The following is a 20,863-nucleotide window of genomic DNA, read 5'->3' on the forward strand; positions in this document are numbered from 1 at the left end:
TGGACTACAAGGGACAACGCGACGATGAGCATGAAAACCAGTGATTTTTTTGTCCAGCGCCTGAAAGAGTGGGGCGTCACACGTATTTACGGCTATCCGGGAGACGGGATCAACGGCGTGCTGGGGGCCATTCAGCGCGCTAACGCCAAAGGCGATGGCATCGAATTTATTCAGGTGCGCCACGAAGAGATGGCAGCCTTTATGGCGGCCGGGCATGCCAAATTCACCGGGGAGCTGGGCGTCTGCCTTTCTACGGGCGGGCCGGGCGCAACCCATCTGCTGACCGGACTCTATGACGCCAAAATGGATCACGCCCCGGTGCTGGCGATTGCCGGACAGGCGGAAGCGACCGCACGGGGTGCCAGTTATCAGCAGGAGATGAACCTGGATCGCATCTTCTCGGACGTGGCTAACTTTGTTCAGGAAGCCTCAACCCCGACGCAGGTGCGTCATCTGCTGGACCGTGGCGTGCGCATCGCCAAAGCGCAAAATGGCGTGGCGGTGATCATCATCCCTAAAGATATTCAGGATGAAGAGTGGCAGCCCCCGCAGCATCTGCACGGCTTCACCCATTCAGGCAGCGGCTATCAGCGTCCCAAAGTTATTCCTTACGAGGCGGATCTGCAACGCGCCGCCGAGGTGCTCAACGCCGGCAAAAAAGTGGCGATTCTGATTGGCGCAGGCGCACGCAACGCCGCTGTTGAAGTGGTGCAGGTTGCCAACGTGCTGGGCGCGGGTGTGGCAAAAGCACTGCTCGGCAAAGATGTACTGCCGGACGACGCGCCGTTTGTGACTGGCTCGATTGGCCTGCTCGGCACGAAACCTTCATCCGATTTAATGCAAAACTGCGACACCCTGCTAATGATTGGCAGCGGCTTCCCGTGGACGGAATTTCTGCCGGAAGAGGGCAAGGCACGTGCGGTGCAGATAGACATCGACCCCGCCATGCTGGGACTGCGCTATCCCAGCGAAGTGAACCTGCATGGCGATGCGGCAGAAACCCTGCGCGCGCTGCTGCCGCTGCTGGAGCACAAAGAGGATCGCAGCTGGCAGGAGGATATTGCGGTTCAGGTACGTGACTGGTGGACGCTGATGGAAGAGCGTGCGATGGCACCGGCCAATCCGGTCAACCCGCAGCGGGTGGTGTGGGAGATGTCGCCACAACTCCCGGACAACGCCATTGTTACCTCGGATTCCGGCTCCTGCGCCAACTGGTTTGCCCGCGACTATCGGGTGAAGCAGGGGCAGCGCGCTTCGCTCTCAGGCGGCCTGGCCTGTATGGGCGCGGCGGTGCCCTACGCGATTGCGGCTAAATTTGCGCACCCTGAAAAGCCGGTGGTGGCGCTGGTGGGTGACGGCGCAATGCAGATGAACAACATGGCCGAGCTGATCACCATTCAGAAATACTGGCAGCAGTGGGCCGATCCACGTCTGATCGTTTGCGTGTTCAACAACCAGGATCTTAATCAGGTTACCTGGGAGCAGCGCGTGATGGAGGGTAATCCCCGCTTCGATGCTTCTCAGCAGCTGCCGGACGTAAAGTATGCCGAATTTGCACAGTCGCTGGGGATGATCGGCATCTTTGTCGATAAGCCTGACGATCTGGCCGGTGCCTGGCAGCGTGCGCTCAGCGCCGATCGCCCGGTCCTGCTGGAGGTGAAAACCGATCCTGAAGTCGCCCCATTACCGCCACACATCACCTTTAAGCAGGCGAAAGCCTTTATGGCATCAATGGTGAAGGGCGATCGCGGCGCAGCGCAGATTATCAGCGACACCGCCAGCCAGCTGTTTCATAAAAAGCATTAAGGGCTAAGTGGGGCGGTCGCGTCTCACTAACCTTTATTCCCGGATGCCCTCGCGTCCGGGTTTTATCCCCCTAATCACACTCAACGGGAGTCTTGTTATGACTGCTCATTCCAGCCCTGTCTGGTTAATCTCGGGATGTTCGACCGGTTTTGGTCGTGAACTGGCGCAGCAGACCATCGCGCGTGGCTTTAAGGTCGTCGTAACGGCGCGTGACACTTCGTCCATTGCCGATCTGGTTGAAGGACACGACAACGCACTGGCGGTGGCGCTGGATGTGACCCAGCAGGCGAGCATCGACCAGGCCGTCAAAGCGGCAATTGACACGTTCGGCACCCTGGATGTGCTGGTGAATAATGCCGGTTACGGTTACCAGAGTTCGGTGGAAGAGGGTGTGGAAAGCGAAATCCGCGCGCAGTTCGATGCCAACGTTTTCGGCCTGTTTGCCCTGACCCGCGCCGTGCTGCCCGCCATGAGAAAGGCGCGCAGCGGTCACGTCATCAACATTACCTCGGTGGCAGGCTTAATAGGTTTTGCCAGCTCAGGCTACTACTCTGCCAGCAAGCATGCGGTGGAAGGCTGGTCCGATTCGCTGGCGCTGGAAGCCGGTCCGCTGGGTATTCACGTTACCTGTGTCGAACCCGGCCCGTTCCGCACCGACTGGGCCGGACGCTCACTGCATCAGACGCCGAGCACGCTCCCGGACTATGCAGAGACAGCTGCGGCGCGGATGAAAGCAACGTCCGAATACAGTGGCACTCAGAAGGGCGATCCCGCACGGGCTGCCAGAGCAATGATCGCCATCACCGAACATGATAATCCGCCGCGCCATCTGGTGATGGGCGCCTGGGGACATGAGGCCGTGACCAGCAAGCTCAAAGAGCGTCTGGCTGAGATCGACGCGTGGAAAAAGACGTCTGTGGAAACGGATTTTCCGGAATAGAGGTGAATGCACTGTGGTGGGCGGAAAGCCGTCTGCAGGTGAGTCTGAAGTTGATAAAAATACGAAAGGCCCGTTTATCGGGCCTTTAAAAGCTAAGCGCTGATTTTAGCTTTCTGCATTTCACGCGCATTCAGCGCTTTCAGCTTGCGGCGTAACAGGGCAGACGACGATCGTTTTTTCGACTGCGCTAGCTGGGCTTTAATGGCGGGCAGATCCGGCCTGGCCAGCCATTCAGCGACCAATAGTGTCCTTAACTCCTTATATCTGGTTTCGACCGGAGCCAAAGGGGGTGTGTCATCGTGTTTATTGTAAAACGACATAGCAAGCTCTCCCTGTAGTCACTACTTTATAAGCCCGGAAACAGTCCGGGATTAAAGGTTGCGGCGCTTTCTTTGGCAACCCTGTCCGGCGATTGTAGCGTAGTTCATTTTTTAACCCAAGCATTGCGTCGTAGATCTCCTCAAGGGGGGTGGGACGATTACGGTCAACAATCTCTCCTGACGCAGGCTGGAAAACAAAACCGCCAATAGAGAAGCTTTCATGGTGTGTTATTAACGCGAGTACTACGCTTTTTAAAACGACAGCACTACCTAATCCGGCAATGTTGATATGGCGGAAATCACCCAGGCATTCCAGACCATCGAACACGTCAAAACAGACCTCAGCCAGGCCGTTAACCGGAAAGGAAATACCGGGTGGCATCCGGTATCCGATACGGGTAAAGGTCTGTTCATCTATCCGGTCGCCAACGATGACGGTGTAAGCCTCATTACCGACAACAAACACATAGCTGTGATAAACCTGGCGATCGTAAATGAATCTTTTTCGCCTGAACTCGAAGGTTTCAAGATAAATATCTTCTTCAATGCGCACTTATCATCCCTGCCGCAGCCTATGAATCCCTGAGACTCGATTTTCAGTGCCTGCTCAGTAACATCAAATATCCTTATTAAAAAGATGGCTATTCATTCCAGCGTTTCAGCCGTTGTTGCTGATTATCGACATAGTTTTGTAAGCCAGCCCGCAAACCATTCAGCTGTTACGCACCCTTATCGCGCAGCCCTGCGCCATCACTGTGCTGAAAAAATAAACAGCGGCCCGCTTCTGACATCATAAGAATTCGATCTTGTATCCCAGCCCGTATTCCACCTCGCATCCCTGTCTCAGACCCGTACTTCGCGGCTATCTGGCACGCTTCATGCACTCGCTGACAGGTACACTTTTGGCGAGGTAATCCATGTTTGACTCCTTATTAGACGAAGATGCCACCACGATGGCCGCGCTGATCCGCAGCGGGGACGTCTCGGCCTGCGAGCTGACCGGGGCGGCGCTGGCGCGGATGGCGCGGCGGGAGCCGGCAATACAGGCCTTTTGTACGCCGACGCCGGAACGGGCGATGGAACAGGCCAGAGCCGTGGATGCCCGACGGGCACGCGGAGAAACACTGGGCGCGCTGGCGGGCGTACCGCTGGCGGTAAAAGATCTCATCTGCACCGCAAACGTCAGAACCACCTCCGGTTCGGCGGCGTACAAAGCGTTCGTCCCGGAAGATGACGACATCACAGTGGAGCGCCTGCTGGCCGCAGACGCTATTCTGCTGGGCAAAACCACCGCACCGGAATTTGGCTACAGCGGAGTCGGACACAATCCGCTGTTTCCGTCGCCACGCAATCCCTGGAATCTGGCGATGACGCCAGGCGGGTCCAGCGCCGGATCGGGTGCGGCGGTGGCGGCGCGGCTCTGTCCGATTGCGCTGGGCAGCGACGGCGGCGGCTCGGTGCGCATTCCGGCGGCGCACTGCGGTATTTTTGGGTTTAAGGCGTCGATGGGCCGGGTGCCGCTGTGGCCCGGCTGTCGTGATGAACGTTATCCCGGCGTGTCGAGCTGGGAGTCGCTGGAGCATATCGGGCCGATGACGCGCAGCGTACGCGATGCCGCGCTGATGATGTCGCTGATGGCGGGGCCGGATATGCGCGACCGCCACTCTATTCCCTGCAGCGACGTTGACTGGCTGGGCACAACGCAACATCTGCCCGGTAAACTCCGCATCGCCTTCAGCGCAGATTTTGGCTATGTGGCTGTTGACCCGGAAGTACGGGCGGTGGTCAGCGCAGCGGTGAAGCGTTTCGCCGCTGAAATCGGGGCAGAACTGGAGTTGGCCGATCCTGGCTTCCCTGATCCAGCCGCCGCCTTTGGCGCGCTGGTGGCGATGGAGAGCGATCTCACCGGCATGCGCCAGATGATGGCGGAGCAGGGCAGTGAGATGTCGCCGCATCTGGTCGCCATGCTGCAGCGCGACTGGCGGGCGGAAAACTTCACCGATGCCATCGCCACCCGCAAAGCGGTCAGCAACAGCCTGTGGCGCTTTATGCAGCGCTTTGATCTGTTGATCACCCCCACGCTGGCGGTGCCGCCGTTTCCGCTGGGGATGCAGGGACCGGAGATCATTGATGGCCGTATGGTCCGTAACGATCACTGGCTCTCGTTCTGTTACCCGTTCAACTTCACCGGTCAGCCCGCCGCGTCTGTGCCCGCCGGTTTCACCGCCAGCGGCCTGCCTGTCGGTCTGCAGATTGTCGGACGTCATCTTGATGATGCTTTAGTGCTGGCTGCCAGTGCCGCTTTCGAGCGCATTCAGCCGTGGAATCACCTTCAACCCGGAATCGCCCAATGAAAACCTCTGATACACCTGCGCTGGAGCAGGAGTTTGAACATGAGCCGGTGCCGTTGTCGCATCGCCATTCAACCCGCTCCGTCTCGGCGGTCTGGTTTGGATTCCCGATGATCCTCACCAATGCGCTGTTTGGCGGCATCATTACCTGGCATCTGGGCTTCTGGCCCGCGCTGATCGCCATTCTGCTGGGCAACCTGGTGCTGTTCGCCTATGTCGGCGCGCTGAGCTGGTACGCCGGTAACAGCGGGATGAACTTTGCTTTACAGGCCAGACGCACCTTTGGCAGCAAAGGCTACATTCTGGTCTCGGGTTTTCTCTCGACGGTGGTGATCGGCTGGTATGCCTTCCAGACCGGCCTTACCGGCACGGTGATTAATCAGACCTTCGGCTGGAATGCGCTGGCGGTGACGGCCTTTGCCATGATCCTCTACACCGGCATCACGTTTCTGGGCGTGCGGGCGCTGTCGGTGCTGGGGATGATCGCCGCGCCGCTGTTTGTGGTGCTCGGGATGGTGGCACTGTGGCTGATCAGCAAACAGCACGACTTCTCTATCGTGACGCAATGGAAGGGCAGCGCCAGCGCCGCCGGGGCAATGAGTATGGGCACCGCCGTCACCATGGTGGTGGCCGGGTTTGCCGACTCCGGCACCATGACTGCTGACTTTACCCGCTGGTCGAAGAATGGCCGCTCGGCCGTGATCGCGGCGTTCTCTGCCTTCCCGGTCGCAAACGTCATCTCCTATCTGTTTGGCGTGGTGATTGTCGCAGTAGGCGCAGCGGTTGATCCCCTGTCCAGTGGCGGTAACTTCCTGCCGATGCTGATGGGGCACAACGCCTTCCTGTCGGTGGTGGCCTGCCTGTTTGTCTTTATCAATCTGGGGTCGGTTTGCACCCACTGCCTCTACAACGGCGCGGTGGGTTTCAGCCATCTGTTCAGCAGCAAAATGCGGCTCTGGACGCTGATTCTCGGCGCCATTGGCGGCGCGCTGGCGCTGGCGGGCGTCTGGTCTTACTTCCTGGCGTGGCTCAGCCTGCTGGGGATTGTGGTGCCGCCGTTTGGTGCGGTGATGATTGTGGATTTAATCTTTATGGCGCGCATCAGTGAGCAGCGTCCGGCGCAGCGTTTCCGTGGAACCGCGTTTGCGGCCTGGGCGATTGGCAGCCTGTGTGCGGTGATCGCCCATGTGGCTTTCCCGCAGTTCGGTGAAGCCGTAATTGGTCTGGTGACCGCCGCCATCAGCTACAGCGTGATCAGCAAAATGCGCATGCCGCGCCCGGTAATGGAGAACAGCAATGCCCGACTACAGCGTTAATTCAACACCCTACGCCTGGCCGTTTGATGGCCGCTTTACCCCGGCTGACACGGCACTGATCGTGATTGATATGCAGACCGACTTCTGTGGCGTCGGCGGCTATGTTGATAGCATGGGTTATGACGTCAGCCTGACCCGCGCACCCATCACCCCGTTGCAGCAGGTGCTGGCGGCAATGCGCGCCCGGCAGTTTCCAGTTATTCATACCCGCGAAGGGCACCGGCCCGATCTCAGCGATCTGCCCGCCAACAAACGCTGGCGCTCTCGCCGGATGAATGCAGGAATTGGCGATGTCGGACCGTGCGGCCGTATTCTGGTGCGCGGCGAGCCAGGCTGGGAGATTATTCCGGAACTGGCCCCGTTGCCGGGTGAAGTGGTCATTGATAAGCCGGGTAAGGGGTCGTTTTATGCCACCGATCTGGAGTTAATCCTGCGCAGTGGCGTCATCCGTAATCTGATCCTCACCGGTATTACCACTGATGTCTGTGTCCATACCACGCTGCGCGAAGCCAACGATCGCGGCTTTGAGTGCCTGGTGCTGTCCGATTGCTGCGCTGCAACCGAGCGGCGGCATCATGAGGCGGCGCTGAGCATGATCCATATGCAGGGCGGCATCTTTGGCGCGGTTGCCACCTCTGCCGCGTTACTGGATAGCCTGGGCATTTAACCTTTCTGGCGGATAACCTGAGCGTATCACTCCGCTCAGGCTATCCCTTAAGGCGGTGACACCTGTCTCTGTGTTTCCACGCCTTCAGCTGTGACCAGCAGGCCCATGACGTGACCCGGCTTCACCACCGATTTAATAATCGCTACGCCGGGCGGGATAGTCCGACGGCTCTCTTCGGCAATCAAGATAAATCCACCGCGTCACCACGCATTTCCAGCCAACTTCGTCGCTATGGTTCATACTCATGGGCGCTAAATGATTTACGAACGGATAACCGTGAAGACAACGGTTACTGAGTTTGTTACTTCGCTGACAGCCTGAGGTTGTCAGCTGACCAGAAGGGAAAATAATGCCATTGTTATTCGGTGAGTTATCTGGCTTCCCGTCATGGGTGCCTGTTGTATTACTCGTCTCGCTTTCGTTTATCCTGGGCTTCCTGGCCCGGCTTATCCTGCTTGCCTTTATCCGCTACTGGCAGATTCGTGACAGAAAGCTGTTCAAATCCCTTGAGAAGCACCTTAGCGGCTCCATGTTCTTTTTTGTTCCGCTATTAATGATCAATGTCGGGATTAACTACATTAACTTTCATCCTGAGTCGCTTGAGTTAATCACGAATATCATCAACGTCTTTATTATTATGTCATTCTGCTCGGTCCTGATACGGCTGACCAATGTGGCGCAGGATATGCTGTATATCCGCTACGACATTAATATCTCTAATAATCTGCGTGCACGTAAAATCCGTACGCAGATTATCTATGTCAAAAAAGTCGTTATTGTCATCCTGGTGCTGTTCTGTGTTTCTCTGATTCTGCTGAGTTTTCCCGGCGTCCGGAAATTCGGCACCACTATTCTGGCCGGTGCGGGTGTTGCCGGTATCATTATCGGGTTTGCCCTCCAGAAGTCGCTGGTTAACCTGTTTGCCGGTATTCAGATCGCTTTTACCCAGCCCATCAAAATTGATGATGCGGTTGTGGTGGAAAAAGAGTGGGGCTGGATTGAGGAGATCAACCTGACTTATGTGGTGGTGCGCATCTGGGATCTGCGTCGGCTGGTACTGCCGATCACCTACTTTACGGAGAATCCGTTTCAGAACTGGACACGCAACAACGCCCAGATTTTAGGCTCAGTGTTTCTCTACGTGGATTACTCCATGCCGCTGGAGCCACTGCGCAGGCAGTTTGAAAAAGTCCTCAGTGAAACCAAACTCTGGGATGGGGAAACCTCCGTGCTTCAGGTGACCGACACCACTGAGAAAACAATGACCATCAGGATGCTGATGACCGCGCAGAACTCCCCAATTGCCTTTGATTTACGCTGCTACGTGCGGGAAAAGATGATTGAGTTTATTCAGCAGACTTACCCTGAAAGCCTGCCACAGGTCAGAGCCTCACTGACGGATAGCGGGGGTGAAAAGTCAGCAAGGGCAATGGCTGAATAGCCGGGTTTAAGGTGCGGAACGGCAGTGTACTGTTGCAAAAAAGCGTAAAGGTCCGATGCCCGAAAAAAAAGAGGAGCCAGGCTCCTCTTTAGTCATGCATAGGGATATTAACGAACGATATGCAGGAAGTGCAGATGCTTCTCATACTGGTCGAGAATATCGTTGATGATCTGCTCCTGGTTCCAGCCCATCACATCATAATCCTGCCCCCCTTCCTTGAGGTAGACAACCGCACGGTAATATTTCTGCTCTTCAGCTTTATCACTGTCAGACATGCCTGCCAGAGCAAAGGCGGGTTGCAGATAGGCGCGCGCACGAACTTCATAAACAAAGTTGAGTTCTTCACCCAAATCCACCTCAAAGCGCACGCGATCTTCGACCTCATCCTGGGTATGCGACACGGTATTCTGTTTCGCCAGTTCCTGCTCTACCATTTCCATAGCGGGGTAGATGACCTCAGTCATGAAGCGCTTTACCTGCGAGCGTTTCGGGAAGTAGGCAATATTACGCAATCGTCGCTGCCAGGGAATAGGGTTACGCGCTGCTGTGGGTGCGATGGTCGCAATCTGCTTACTGTCGCGCTTCCAGGCGTCAACGCGTAAAGCCTTGAACAAGCCATATATCGACATGAGCAGGATAACCGCGAAGGGCAGCGCACTGGCAATGGTTACCGTTTGCAACGCCTTCATGCCGCCTGCCAGCAGCAGCGTGACCGCCACGACCCCCATCATGGCAGCCCAGAATATGCGCTGCCAGACGGGAGTCTTGTCGGTGCCGCCCGATGCCAGCGTATCGACCACCATAGCGCCTGAGTCCGCAGAGGTGACAAAGAACACGACCACCATCGCCATGGCAATAAAGGAGAGCACCGAGCTGAAGGGGAAGTGCTCAAGGAAGTTGAACAGTGCCAGCGTCTGATCGCTCATGACCGTCTGCGCCAGGTCAGTGGCACCCTGCTGCATAATGAGCCAGATTGCGCTGTTGCCGAAAAAAGTCATCCAGAGCAGTGTAAAGCCTGCAGGCACAAACAGTACACCCGTCACGAACTCACGGATGGTGCGGCCACGCGAGACACGGGCGATGAACATACCCACAAATGGCGACCAGGCCAGCCACCAGCCCCAGTAGAACAGTGTCCAGCCGCCGAGCCACTTACTCGATTTTGGCTCATATGCGTAGAGGTTGAAGGTTTTGGTGACCAGCTCGGAGAGGTAGCCGCCGGTATTTTCCACAAAGGATTTCAGCAGCAGAACGGTTGGGCCGAGTGCACCCACCATAATCAGCAGCAGTACTGCCAGACCCAGGTTAATTTCCGAAAGAATACGGATACCTTTATCGAGCCCGGAGACCACGGAAAGTGTCGCCAGCGCGGTGATACCGACAATCAGAATCACCTGCATGGTCTGATTAACCGGCAGGCCAAACAGGTGATTCAGTCCGGCATTAACCTGCAGCACGCCGTAACCCAGCGAGGTCGCCACACCCAGTACTGTACCGATCACGGCAAAAATATCGACGGCATGGCCCATCCAGCCGTAGATGCGGTTACCGATAATAGGGTAGAGCGCCGATCTCAGCGTCAGCGGCAATCCGTGACGGTAGCTGAAGAACGCCAGAATCAGCGCCACAATGGCATAAATTGCCCAGGCATGCAGGCCCCAGTGGAAGAAGGTGATTCGCAGTGCTTCCCGTGCGGCCTCCACGGTCTCCGGCTGGCCGGTAGGGGGGGCCATGTAGTGCATCACGGGTTCCGCAACGCCGAAGAACATCAGTCCAATACCCATGCCAGCCGAAAAGAGCATGGCAAACCAGGAGTGGTAGCTGAAGTCGGGTTCTGCGTGGTCGGGGCCCAGTTTGATATCGCCATAACGGGAGAAACCTAAATAGGCTACCGTCAACAGGATCAATGCCACTGCGAGAATATAAAACCAGCTGGCGTTCGCAAACAGCGCGTTTTGCAGGGCACCGAACTGCTTATCAGCCAGTTCAGGAAAAAGGGCTGCAAAGGCAACAAGAATAAAAATAAGGGCGGCAGAAGTGAAAAATACCGGTGGATTAATCTGGCTTCTTTTGTGTGGCGTTTCGGTTTCTGATGAAGACATAACTATCCTGCTCAACGTGAATGAAGACCAAATGTAACAATCAGTATGAAGGAGTAAAAGCGAAACGACATTAGTTGAGCAAATATTCAGCAATTCATCGCGGTGTGAGGGTATCTGCCTGCCAGCGGGTAACATGCTCCAGAGCAGCCTTGTCCGCTTCACAGGTCATGGCGTGAGTAGCTCGCATCAGCGCAAGCTGTGCGTGGCGTTTTGCATCATTGGCGTAACGATGAGGGGTAATCATCGCCAGCGCATGCAGTGCTTTCTGCAGGCGCAACTGTACTTCAACCAGGGCGGCGCCATCACGTGCAATGCCGGTAAACATATCGTCGAACATATCGCTAATCTGAGCAGGCCGCATAAAGAGCTGAGAATACTGCGTCGTGACAGAATCTGCAGAAAAAGGCGGGCTGAACAACCTGACTGCCCGCCCGATAATATCGATGGCAGTGCCAGGATCGTTAACGGCCGGAGATAAGGCACGAGAAGCAATTTCAGACAGGACACAGAGTCCAAAGCGCGGATCCTGCTCAAAGGAACGCTGTTCACCCAGCGTAAACGCGTTACGTAGTCTCTGCTGCTCATCATCGGAAAGCGGCTGGTTACACCACAGGAGCGGGGCACCACAGTGAACAAAACTGCCTGGCTGTGAAGCAAGATAAAGATTACAACTCTGTTCCTGTGCAAAGTCAGAGAGATGCTGCAGGTCCAGATGCTGCAAATAGCCGGTCTTTAGCGGGTACACGCTTTGCCGTAAAGCCGCTTCCGGCAGGAAGCCGTCCCAGAAAGAACAGCCCATACAGGGTTCCTGCAGGCGATGATGAAGCGCCGCGGTCGTGGCTTCCTCAACGCGACGCGAAGTGTCAGACATACGACCAAACTGTGCCAGATGCTGTATCCAGCGCAGCAAGGTAATAACAATCATCGCAATGACCGCCAGGGTAACAAAAAACAGAACAACCCGCCCCTGTGAGCCATAAGCGCCCATGCCGAGTGCGATAATGCCCACCAGACTGTAAAGAAAGGAGCCGATAAAGGTTGCCAGTACATTCTGCGTCGTCCCATCTTCAAGTAACAATACCGTGGCGCGCGGTGTGACACTGCTGCTGGCAGAATTGTAAGCAGACACCATGATATTGAGCGAAAAGGTGGTCACAGCCAGCATGCTTGAGGCGAGAATGGCCAGTATTTTATCTACTGCGTCACTGCCCACGATGCCTGATACTGAAAGGGGTATGAAGGATTTAATCGCGATAGCCACCAACGCTGTAATAATCGCCAGCCCCGCAAATAACGAACTGCGAAACCAGAGTTGTCGGGTCAGCCGGTGAATCAGCCATTGCGTTTTAGACATCATGTCACCTGTTGTTATGAGCGGGTCAGTTGTAACTCACTAGTGTGCTTAACCCTGCGGCGCAAAACAGCGCGCCAGCACGGCGTCCATACAGAGCTGAACGCCCTGAAAAAAGCGTATTATCAGTGAGTTGAGGAGCAACTGCATAGCATTGCAGAACGTCGTCACATAGACAGTTTCAGTTATCGGCCGCGGCGCGGGGCTGCCTTCGCGCCCGTTTTCAGGCTTATTCTCCTGTATCTGGCTCAGGAATAAGAGTAGCCCTGCGATACAGTATTAACATCTGCACGCCCTGATAAAATCCTGCCGGACTGAACAAAATGAACGCGCCTGTGACGTATCCAGCGACGTCTCACAGGGCTTTCTTTTGCCCTTCAGCGCGCAGGTCTGGCCGGACAACGATTGAACTCATCGTACTTTCGTTTATAGTTATTTGCCTGTTCTGATCTGTTTTCCGCTGAGATCAGACTTCGCTGCCAGCGTTCATCACCGCGATGCGCGGGTTAACCTCCGTCCTGAAGGCAGCCTGTTGCCGTAAAGGAGAAATCAAAAAATCATGCGTCTTACGCCACCCTGAGTCGTCACCCTCCTCTGTCGCACTGAGCAATCTCAGTCGCGAATCCGTAAACATCCCCTCTGCGGATGTGCTTTTTCGTCCCTGAAATTTTGTGCCCTGACGGGCTGACTTTATTCACAATCTGAGAAATGACTATGCTGCTGTCCTCGACGCGTAAGGACTGGCTGGGTAACGTCCGTGGTGACGTCCTTGCTGGTATTGTTGTCGCGCTCGCACTTATTCCTGAAGCGATCGCCTTTTCCATCATCGCTGGCGTAGATCCGCAGGTCGGACTCTATTCCGCATTCTGTATCCCCATCATCATGGCCTTCTTTGGCGGCCGTCCGGCGATGATCTCCTCCTCAACCGGCGCGATGGCGCTACTGATGGTCACGCTGGTTAAGGACCATGGGCTGCAGTACCTCCTCGCGGCTTCGGTGCTGACCGGCGTATTACAGTTGCTCGCCGGATATCTGAAGCTCGGCAGCCTGATGCGTTACGTGTCCCGTTCGGTCGTGACCGGCTTCGTGAACGCGCTGGCGATACTGATATTTATGGCCCAGCTGCCAGAGCTGACCAACGTCACCTGGCACGTCTATGCGCTCACCGCTGGCGGTCTCGGGATCATTTATCTCTTCCCGTACCTGAATAAAACCATTCCCTCTCCCCTGGTCTGCATCATCGTGCTGACTGCTATTTCGATGTGGCTGCACCTGGACGTGCGCACCGTGGGTGACATGGGCAGGTTGCCGGACAGCCTGCCCGTGTTCCTGATTCCGGATATCCCGCTTAACGTTGATACCCTGCTGATCATTCTGCCGTACTCGGCGGGACTTGCCATCGTGGGACTGCTGGAGTCCATGATGACCGCCACCATCGTAGACGACATGACCGATACGCCGAGCGACAAGAACCGCGAATGTAAGGCGCAGGGTATTGCTAATATCTGTACCGCATTCATAGGCGGGATGGCGGGCTGCGCCATGATTGGTCAGTCGGTCATTAACGTGAAGTCTGGCGGACGGGGGCGGCTTTCCACACTCACGGCGGGCGTGGTGCTGCTGTTAATGGTGATATTTCTGCGCGAGTGGGTGTCGCAGATACCCATGGCGGCGCTGGTTGCAGTGATGATTATGGTTTCTATTGGCACCTTCTCATGGCGGTCCATTGCGAACCTGCGCACCCATCCGGTTTCAACCAGCGTCGTGATGCTGGCGACTGTTGCCGTGGTGGTGGCCACCCACAATCTGGCGTTTGGGGTACTGACCGGCGTGCTGATTGCGTCTCTGAACTTTGCCACCAAAGTGGCCCGCTTTATGACGGTCTCCTCGGTGCTAGAGGGCGAGACACGTACCTATACCGTAACCGGGCAGGTCTTCTTTGCCTCAGCTGACCGGTTTACCCATCATTTCGACTTCCACGAGACGCTGGAGCGCGTAGTCATCGACGTGTCGCTCGCCCATTTCTGGGACATTACGTCGGTCAGCGTGCTGGACCGCATCGTGATTAAGTTCCGCCGCGAGGGCACCGACGTGGACATCAGGGGCATGAACGAGGCGACCCGCACTCTCGTTGACCGCTTTGGTGTGCATGACAAACCCGAAGACGTTGAAAAGCTGATGGGCGGCCATTAATTCAGCGGAGATTCATCATAAGTAACAGCGTTATTGCCTGAATTAACGGCTCGCCGTCAACCCGTTTTGTCTGTGAATATGCGGCCTGGGCAGCCGCAAAACCGGATGTGCCGCCAGCCCTGATGCACGAGCTGGAAAAAAGATCCTCCCGCAGGTTCCGGACTGAATGTTAAAGCAGGCCTGTTAATCGTTTTTCATTTACGTAATTGACTGCTTATAAAATCAAGTAACGCGCTGAACTCGCATTCTTATTCTGAAAGACAGGAAGGCTGATATGCCCTTTATGCCTATCGTTCCGGGAATAAATTTTCAGGTGAGCAGATAAAGCTTAATAAAACCTTAAGATCTGACGGCGATTTCTAACTATTTATTCAGCTAACATCCCATTCTATCTCATGGATTTTTTTCAAAACAAAATCAGTAACCTGCGGAATAAGTTGCCGCTTTTCTTCACCAGAGTTATTCAGAGTAGAGTCTGAATGATAACCTGGTAAATTATCAGGGGTCTTAATTTAAACAGCTAAATATAAATATTAAGAGAAGTGATCTACATCAATAAATACCATTATTTAAGGGCGGGCAATGAGCGCAGGTGTAATAAATATCGTTTCTATGCCGATAGGTAATGTAATCCTGAGGAAATGTCAGTCTCAGGTTCTTTTCAACACCAGGGTTATTAAAATGAATATTATAAAAAAAGTTTCAAAATTCAATATAGGCAGAAAACTTACGCTGGGATTTTTGCTGGTTATACTGGCGTCACTGGCTATATCAGCCCTTGCTGCCCTCTGTTTTTTAAAAATTCAGGATAACTCGGAAAAGCGCGATGTCACGGTACAAATGGTTGATGCACTGGCGAAAGCGAGGCTGAACCGCACGCTATTTCAGTACACCCGCGACACTAAATTCATTGAGCTCAACGGTGAGGCGATGAATCAGTTATCTGCTTTGTACAAAAATCTTGAGAAATATTCCTGGTCAACAGGCGGTCGTGAAAAGCTTTCTGCGCTCAGTACTGTTCTGGCTCAGTATCAGGAAAAGCGTCAGCACTTTCTCGCAAGCAACCACAGTGCAGCCCTTTCTCTGAATGACATTCAGGCTCTCGGACTGACGTCAGTGGCGGAAAAACTGGCTGCCCGTCAGGCTTATGTCCCGGCAGACCTTGCTGCACCCCTGCTGGCTCTCAGCCTCAAAACTGAACAGGCTGCATTTTATGTTCAGGCGTTCATGCAAAAGCCAGATGCTTCCACACTGAATAAGTTTAACGAAATCAAAGACGGTTTTTCACCACTTGTCAGTCAGCTTAGTGGTCTCGCTGACACCTCACTCGGTGCGCTTCTGGCCGATGTGGCGCAAAAAACCACCTCAGGCACCACGCTGTTAAATAATTATCTCCAGTCAGTGCAGGTCGAAAAACGCGCCTCAGATGAAATGACCGAAGCTGCGGGAAAACTGAATCAGTCAATCACAGACCTCGCGTTCTTTCAGTCTGAACAGGCTCAGAAGTATATGCATACCGCACTGTGGCAGATTGGTTTTGCCACCCTTGTCTGTATCACCCTCAGTCTGCTGATTGCCTGGAGAATGACCCGCAGCATCACCGTTCCGCTGAGAGAGACGCTTTCTTCGGCACAGCGTATCGCTGAAGGTGACCTGACCGCTGAAATAACCAGTTCCCGCACTGATGAGCTTGGCGAACTGATGACTGCCATGGGTGCCATGAACCAGAGCCTGCGTAACATCATCTCCCGGGTCCGGGATGGGGTGAATAACGTCGCCCGCGCCTCGTCTGAGATTGCAGCAGGAAACACCGACCTCTCATCACGCACAGAACAGCAGTCGGCTGCCGTGGTTGAGACGGCTGCCAGCATGGAGGAATTAACCTCCACCGTTAAGCTGAATGCGGAGAACGCCCATCACGCCAGTCAGCTGGCCACGGATGCGTCGCACAATGCCAGCTGCGGCGGGGAAATCATCAGTGAGGTGATAACCACAATGGGTGGAATAAGTCAGAGCTCAGGCAAAATCGGCGAAATCATCACTGTTATTAACGGTATCGCTTTCCAGACGAATATTCTGGCGCTGAATGCGGCAGTAGAGGCCGCACGCGCAGGTGAGCAGGGCCGGGGCTTTGCCGTTGTGGCAGGCGAAGTGCGCAATCTTGCACAGCGCAGTTCACTGGCTGCAAAAGAGATAGAGGTGCTGATTCGGGAATCACTGGACAGAGTAAGCAACGGTACTGAGCTGGTAAACCGTGCCGGTGTGACAATGGAGGGTATCGTCAGGTCCGTGACGCAGGTAAGGGACATCATGGGCGAAATTGCCGCTGCATCAGACGAACAGAATCGCGGCATTACCCAGATTGCGCAGGCCATGACGGAAATGGATAGCACAACCCAGCAGAACGCTGCGCTGGTTGAAGAGTCTTCCGCTGCGGCCAGCAGTCTCGAAGAACAGGCGCTTGAGCTTGAAAAAACCGTTGCCGTTTTCCGTGTGCCGTCTTCCGGGGCGTTTACACCCAGGGCGCAGACCACCAGGCGCAACGTACAACCGTCAGTATCCCTGATGGCGTCGAAAGCAAACTGGGAAACCTTCTGATCATCGTTGTCCTGCATTCTGAGGGGCCGCCCGACGTCGTTTCTGGCATACGGTGGTCTCCTTTCCGGGTTTATGTCATCGGAGGTGGTAAATGTGTGACGATAACGCCGTTAATGCAATGCATGTTCACATTGGTAAAGCGGTGGAGGCTCTTTTTTATGATGGCGAGCCAGTCACCCGTGCAAAAGTCATTGCCCAGTTATGTCTGCTGTTAGATGAAGAACCGGACTGCATCCTGCAAAACGAAATAGCAGGCGCAGTCAGCCTGCTCACTTACCCGTTCGCCACAAAGTGAGAGTGAACGGGTTCCACTAATCTCTGGCGACAGACTTTTGCGTGCGATGAGAGGTTGATCTGAAGAGGACGTGCTTAACCTCCGCACTGCATGAATGATCGGGCATACCCGCGTTGCGGTAGTGACAGACATTCAGATTTATTCCTGTGATCCTCAATCTCCCTGGCAACGTGGCGCGTTCAGACGAGCGCAGGGAAGGGGGGCTGCTAACCCGGCGGCTGAACGCATTACCCGCTGGACGCTGTATCAGTCCGGATAAGCAAACCTGTGAAATCGCTGACAGATATCAGTAAGTATTCTGATGTATTCAGCAGGTCCGGGGCTGATGCATTCCGTTTTTTACAGTAATTTTATTAATTCAAACAGCCGCTTAAGGAGCAGGTAATTGACCTGCAGGTGAATTTTAGCTTTTTCCGCTCTGGGGTGTCTGGCAGTGATTTGCCAGCGTTTCTCGCTTATTCCCTTCATGGTGCCGCGTTATGGACGGGCGTCGCCGGTCATGCCGCGTCACCTGTTTATTCGGAAAAGGTCACTTACCGTAATGAGTGTAAACTTTGATATCTCTCAAAAAACATAAAAATTACTGCTTAGTTTCACCGCCTGACCATAAAGTGTGTTTTAGGATAGCCGATAAACGAAAGGTATCTTGACTTCTCCCTCGGGTAACCTTTCATGACAATTTTAAAGAAACTTACGCTGGTCTTTACCTTTACACTTCTGGCGCTGCTGTTCCTGGGCATCATCAGCATCCGATCTCTGGGCGGCGCACAGGATCGGTTCGAGTATGTGGCGACCAACTCCCTGCCCAGCATCAACAAAATCAGTGAAATCTCTCAGCTTCGTGAAGAAGCAAGACGGCAGATTCTGATGGGTCTTCTGGTTACCGATAAAGCGATATTTGAAAAGCATATGGTCACCGCAAAGGAATATCTGACCAAAACGCGCGAGGCAATGGATTATTATAAATCCCACCTGATTACAGACGATAACGACGGCCAGATGATAAGCCAGACTATTCAGAATTTCGGGGTCTATCTTGAGAAAGTGAATAAGATGGTGGGCGTTTATCAGACCGGCGGCATTGATGCGGCCAGGGCTATGGTTTCCGATCAGGGAGAGACAGCGGCGGCTTCGGTTGTGGTGAGCCAGAATCTGAAGGACATCCTGGCTTATAACTATCAGGTTGCCAACAAATTTGCAGCGGAAAACCATGCCGAGTATCTGCATACGTTATGGCTTCTGAGCAGCATTATTGCAGCCGCGGTGTTACTGACAGCCCTTTCTTCGTACTCTGTCCTGAGCTATATCAGAAAAGGCCTGCAGAATTTACAGAGCACCATGAAAACCATCGAGGAAAACCTGGATCTGACTCTTCGGGTAAATCTCAATAAAAAAGATGAACTGGGCGCAACGGCGGGCAGTTTTAATGCCCTTGTGTCTAAGTTCCGGGAGGTTCTGTCAGGCGTCCGGGATGCCAGCAAAGAGGTGGATACGGCGTCAGAGGAAATCGCTCACAGCAATGATGATCTGTCATCACGCTCAGAGTCTCAGGCTTCTTCACTTGAGCAAACCGCAGCCAGTATGAACGAGCTGTCGGCCACCGTGAAACACAATATGGATAACGCGACAGAGGCGAATAACTTCATCGGAAAAGTGCAATCCATCGTCAATCACAGCAACCGTGAGCTTAATGATTTAACAAGTGCCATCAACGATATCTCTGTCTCTTCAAATAAGGTTTCAGAAATTATCTCCATTATTGATGGCATTGCGTTTCAGACCAACATTCTGGCGCTTAACGCTGCAGTGGAAGCGGCCCGTGCCGGTGAGCAGGGCAAGGGGTTTGCCGTGGTCGCCGGCGAGGTCCGCTCTTTGTCACAGCGTTCTTCTGTTGCAGCCCAGGATATCCGGGGCCTGATTGAGGAAGCCATCCAGAATGTGGATAAAGGCGTGGTATACGCAGCGAATGTGTCGTCGCGAATGAATGAAGCGCTGAGTGTTGTTGATGAAACGACGCAATTGATTAATCAGGTCAATACATCATCTAAAGAGCAGAGTTATGGGATCGACCAGGTGAACATTGCGGTCACACAGATGGAAAGCAATCTGCAGCAGAATGCCGCAATGGTAGAGCAGATGTCTGCCGCTGCCGGCTCACTGAGTCAGCAGGCGGGCAGACTGCTGACAGAGGTCAGCTCATTTAAGCTTTGATCCAGGCCGGATTCAGTCAACGTTTTTACCGCACAGGCTGAGAGCATCGCGTGGCTGGCCCTGTTTTACCGGTTCAATCCCGTGTAGGGCAGGGTGCAGCCTGAATGCCTCAGAACGGAAGGTTCGCTTTGAGAATGTTATCGACGCACGCAGCAGGCGATAATTTTGCGGTATCCAGCTGCAGATGATCCCTTCCCCAGGGTTCATAATCACGATCCATGACGGCCTGCCAGTCAGGCACGTTTAAGCCAGGAATTTCTGAGATTCTGTTCTCTACACGCGCCCGATGCTGTTCCGGATCCGAACAGAGGATTTCGATTTCCAGAAAGGGAACACCTGATGATAGTGCGATATCACGAAAACTATCCCGCACCAGATTAAGATCATTCACCGAGTCAGTGACAACAGGTAGTCCCAGTCTGAGATTCTCCCGCGCAAGCGCATAGAGGATAAAATAGCCTTCAGGGCCAATCTCTGTGAATGCTGCTGATTCATTACGCAGTGCCTGTTCGATCGTATCGACGCGTAAATACACCGCTTTTAATTTTTCAGATAACATTTTAGCGACCGTGCTTTTTCCACAACCGGGAAGGCCACTGAATATGTACAGCATAACGACTCCTGTTTAACTCCGCGCGCCAGCGTTAAATTCTGACCTGTTTGCACAGCATGCTGCGCGCGATTATCCATACACATTACGGGTGCGCATCACCCTTTGCCCGCAGCGAACGTGGGTGATTCTGCACAGCTATTTATCTGGCAAGGCTTCAACATTAGCAGAGAGGATTGCCGGGAGGTTTTGAGTAATCTTCTCCACAGGCCAGTCCCACCAGGCCAGCTTCCCGAGTGTTGATATGGCCTCATCGTTGAAACGCTGCCTGATAACCCTTCGCCAATACACGGGAAGTGATAAAGGACATTGCGCTCGACGTTTTCTGCGCCTTCAGGGTCATCATAATACGTAAAATCACCGATGATGATGTTGGGTTTTTTCACCCTGTTTTTTGTAAAACAAACCTGTGAAAAACTTCAGTTTCCTGATTGGCTGCTTATTAGATCCTGGGTAAATAATACGCAAAATTTTCATTCCCTGTTCATCCCTTAATTATCAATCATTGAGAATCAGAAACGATTTTATTAATGCCGTTTCGCCCGTGTGAAGCGCCACATGACGCCATTTTCATAGCGGCTGGTTTCAGATTTACCACTCAAAAATAAAAATATTGCACTTTTGTCAGTTTATGCAAAGGCAAAGGGTTCTGATTCTCAGAA

General features: G+C 54.0%; 16 protein-coding genes and 1 pseudogene. 10 read left to right on the forward strand and 7 right to left on the reverse strand.

Annotated features, from left to right (window positions below; genetic code table 11):
* Window positions 1-24 precede the first annotated feature (24 nt).
* Together HZZ01_RS02680 and HZZ01_RS02685 are read left to right on the forward strand one after the other, a co-directional pair.
* Window positions 25-1,806 (forward strand): thiamine pyrophosphate-requiring protein, encoded by a 1,782-nt coding sequence (locus tag HZZ01_RS02680; protein WP_179895397.1) that lies wholly within the window; start codon window positions 25-27, stop codon window positions 1,804-1,806.
* 97 nt (window positions 1,807-1,903) lie between these two features.
* Window positions 1,904-2,746, forward strand: coding sequence for an oxidoreductase (locus tag HZZ01_RS02685; RefSeq protein ID WP_179895398.1), 843 nt, complete (start codon window positions 1,904-1,906; stop codon window positions 2,744-2,746).
* Between the two features lie 92 nt (window positions 2,747-2,838).
* Here the strand turns inward: HZZ01_RS02685 and HZZ01_RS02690 are convergent, their stop codons facing one another.
* The gene (locus HZZ01_RS02690) at window positions 2,839-3,066 is read right to left on the reverse strand and encodes a hypothetical protein (RefSeq protein ID WP_179895399.1); all 228 of its coding nucleotides are present in this window, start codon (window positions 3,064-3,066) and stop codon (window positions 2,839-2,841) included.
* Window positions 3,050-3,619 carry a hypothetical protein gene (locus HZZ01_RS02695; RefSeq protein ID WP_179895400.1) on the reverse strand — a complete coding sequence of 190 codons (570 nt, stop codon included), beginning with the start codon at window positions 3,617-3,619 and terminating at the stop codon, window positions 3,050-3,052. Before HZZ01_RS02695 ends, HZZ01_RS02690 begins: the two co-directional genes overlap by 17 nt.
* 364 nt (window positions 3,620-3,983) lie before the next feature.
* Here HZZ01_RS02695 and HZZ01_RS02700 point away from each other — a divergent pair, with 364 nt between their 5' ends.
* Genes HZZ01_RS02700 through HZZ01_RS02710 form a run of 3 tightly spaced genes read left to right on the forward strand, consistent with a single transcriptional unit; the run spans window position 3,984 to window position 7,400 of the window.
* The gene (locus HZZ01_RS02700; RefSeq protein ID WP_179895401.1) at window positions 3,984-5,420 is read left to right on the forward strand and encodes an amidase; all 1,437 of its coding nucleotides are present in this window, start codon (window positions 3,984-3,986) and stop codon (window positions 5,418-5,420) included.
* Complete coding sequence (locus HZZ01_RS02705; protein ID WP_179895402.1) at window positions 5,417-6,733, forward strand: cytosine permease; 1,317 nt, start codon at window positions 5,417-5,419, stop codon at window positions 6,731-6,733. Before HZZ01_RS02700 ends, HZZ01_RS02705 begins: the two co-directional genes overlap by 4 nt.
* Complete coding sequence (locus HZZ01_RS02710) at window positions 6,714-7,400, forward strand: cysteine hydrolase family protein (RefSeq protein WP_179895403.1); 687 nt, start codon at window positions 6,714-6,716, stop codon at window positions 7,398-7,400. Before HZZ01_RS02705 ends, HZZ01_RS02710 begins: the two co-directional genes overlap by 20 nt.
* Window positions 7,401-7,447: 47 nt before the next feature.
* Here the strand turns inward: HZZ01_RS02710 and HZZ01_RS02715 are convergent, their stop codons facing one another.
* Window positions 7,448-7,585: a hypothetical protein gene (locus tag HZZ01_RS02715; RefSeq protein WP_179895404.1), complete on the reverse strand. Its 138-nt coding sequence runs from the start codon at window positions 7,583-7,585 to the stop codon at window positions 7,448-7,450.
* 164 nt (window positions 7,586-7,749) lie between these two features.
* On the opposite strand from HZZ01_RS02715, the gene HZZ01_RS02720 reads away from it, so the two are divergent.
* Window positions 7,750-8,841, forward strand: coding sequence for a mechanosensitive ion channel family protein (locus HZZ01_RS02720; RefSeq protein ID WP_179895405.1), 1,092 nt, complete (start codon window positions 7,750-7,752; stop codon window positions 8,839-8,841).
* A gap of 107 nt (window positions 8,842-8,948) precedes the next feature.
* Here HZZ01_RS02720 and HZZ01_RS02725 read toward each other — a convergent pair whose 3' ends face one another.
* Both HZZ01_RS02725 and HZZ01_RS02730 read right to left on the reverse strand, forming a co-directional pair.
* On the reverse strand, window positions 8,949-10,943 hold the full coding sequence (locus tag HZZ01_RS02725) for a choline BCCT transporter BetT (RefSeq protein WP_179895406.1): 1,995 nt from the start codon (window positions 10,941-10,943) through the stop codon (window positions 8,949-8,951).
* 94 nt (window positions 10,944-11,037) lie between these two features.
* A complete protein-coding gene (locus HZZ01_RS02730) occupies window positions 11,038-12,300 on the reverse strand; it encodes a DUF2254 domain-containing protein (RefSeq protein ID WP_255434089.1) in 1,263 nt (420 codons plus the stop codon).
* A gap of 708 nt (window positions 12,301-13,008) precedes the next feature.
* Here HZZ01_RS02730 and HZZ01_RS02735 point away from each other — a divergent pair.
* From HZZ01_RS02735 to HZZ01_RS02750, 4 genes are all read left to right on the forward strand, one after another.
* A complete protein-coding gene (locus HZZ01_RS02735; RefSeq protein WP_179895407.1) occupies window positions 13,009-14,487 on the forward strand; it encodes a SulP family inorganic anion transporter in 1,479 nt (492 codons plus the stop codon).
* Between the two features lie 681 nt (window positions 14,488-15,168).
* Window positions 15,169-17,085 carry a methyl-accepting chemotaxis protein gene (locus HZZ01_RS02740; RefSeq protein WP_179895408.1) on the forward strand — a complete coding sequence of 639 codons (1,917 nt, stop codon included), beginning with the start codon at window positions 15,169-15,171 and terminating at the stop codon, window positions 17,083-17,085.
* Window positions 17,086-17,176: 91 nt separating this feature from the next.
* A complete protein-coding gene (locus HZZ01_RS02745) occupies window positions 17,177-17,380 on the forward strand; it encodes a hypothetical protein (protein ID WP_179895409.1) in 204 nt (67 codons plus the stop codon).
* A 672-nt stretch (window positions 17,381-18,052) separates the two neighbouring features.
* The gene (locus tag HZZ01_RS02750) at window positions 18,053-19,591 is read left to right on the forward strand and encodes a methyl-accepting chemotaxis protein (protein ID WP_179895410.1); all 1,539 of its coding nucleotides are present in this window, start codon (window positions 18,053-18,055) and stop codon (window positions 19,589-19,591) included.
* 109 nt (window positions 19,592-19,700) lie between these two features.
* Here the strand turns inward: HZZ01_RS02750 and HZZ01_RS02755 are convergent, their stop codons facing one another.
* Both HZZ01_RS02755 and HZZ01_RS21165 read right to left on the reverse strand, forming a co-directional pair.
* Window positions 19,701-20,204 (reverse strand): AAA family ATPase, encoded by a 504-nt coding sequence (locus tag HZZ01_RS02755; RefSeq protein ID WP_179895411.1) that lies wholly within the window; start codon window positions 20,202-20,204, stop codon window positions 19,701-19,703.
* 269 nt (window positions 20,205-20,473) lie between these two features.
* Window positions 20,474-20,617: pseudogene (locus HZZ01_RS21165) on the reverse strand (chloramphenicol acetyltransferase); the annotation flags it as partial.
* Window positions 20,618-20,863 lie beyond the last annotated feature (246 nt).

The sequence above is a fragment of the Pantoea sp. WMus005 genome, from assembly GCF_013415305.1.
GTDB classification, from domain to species: Bacteria; Pseudomonadota; Gammaproteobacteria; order Enterobacterales; family Enterobacteriaceae; genus Pantoea; species Pantoea rara.

What these genes read in the sequence shown, in the direction of transcription:
- HZZ01_RS02725 (WP_179895406.1), bottom strand. Translation starts at nt 10,943, where the DNA reads ATGTCTTCATCAGAAACCGAAACGCCACACAAAAGAAGCCAGATTAAT.
- HZZ01_RS02750 (WP_179895410.1), top strand. Translation starts at nt 18,053, where the DNA reads ATGACAATTTTAAAGAAACTTACGCTGGTCTTTACCTTTACACTTCTG.
- HZZ01_RS02690 (WP_179895399.1), bottom strand. Translation starts at nt 3,066, where the DNA reads ATGTCGTTTTACAATAAACACGATGACACACCCCCTTTGGCTCCGGTC.
- HZZ01_RS02720 (WP_179895405.1), top strand. Translation starts at nt 7,750, where the DNA reads ATGCCATTGTTATTCGGTGAGTTATCTGGCTTCCCGTCATGGGTGCCT.
- HZZ01_RS02740 (WP_179895408.1), top strand. Translation starts at nt 15,169, where the DNA reads ATGAATATTATAAAAAAAGTTTCAAAATTCAATATAGGCAGAAAACTT.
- HZZ01_RS02730 (WP_255434089.1), bottom strand. Translation starts at nt 12,300, where the DNA reads ATGATGTCTAAAACGCAATGGCTGATTCACCGGCTGACCCGACAACTC.
- HZZ01_RS02735 (WP_179895407.1), top strand. Translation starts at nt 13,009, where the DNA reads ATGCTGCTGTCCTCGACGCGTAAGGACTGGCTGGGTAACGTCCGTGGT.
- HZZ01_RS02710 (WP_179895403.1), top strand. Translation starts at nt 6,714, where the DNA reads ATGCCCGACTACAGCGTTAATTCAACACCCTACGCCTGGCCGTTTGAT.
- HZZ01_RS02705 (WP_179895402.1), top strand. Translation starts at nt 5,417, where the DNA reads ATGAAAACCTCTGATACACCTGCGCTGGAGCAGGAGTTTGAACATGAG.
- HZZ01_RS02685 (WP_179895398.1), top strand. Translation starts at nt 1,904, where the DNA reads ATGACTGCTCATTCCAGCCCTGTCTGGTTAATCTCGGGATGTTCGACC.
- HZZ01_RS02680 (WP_179895397.1), top strand. Translation starts at nt 25, where the DNA reads ATGAGCATGAAAACCAGTGATTTTTTTGTCCAGCGCCTGAAAGAGTGG.
- HZZ01_RS02700 (WP_179895401.1), top strand. Translation starts at nt 3,984, where the DNA reads ATGTTTGACTCCTTATTAGACGAAGATGCCACCACGATGGCCGCGCTG.
- HZZ01_RS02745 (WP_179895409.1), top strand. Translation starts at nt 17,177, where the DNA reads ATGTGTGACGATAACGCCGTTAATGCAATGCATGTTCACATTGGTAAA.
- HZZ01_RS02755 (WP_179895411.1), bottom strand. Translation starts at nt 20,204, where the DNA reads ATGCTGTACATATTCAGTGGCCTTCCCGGTTGTGGAAAAAGCACGGTC.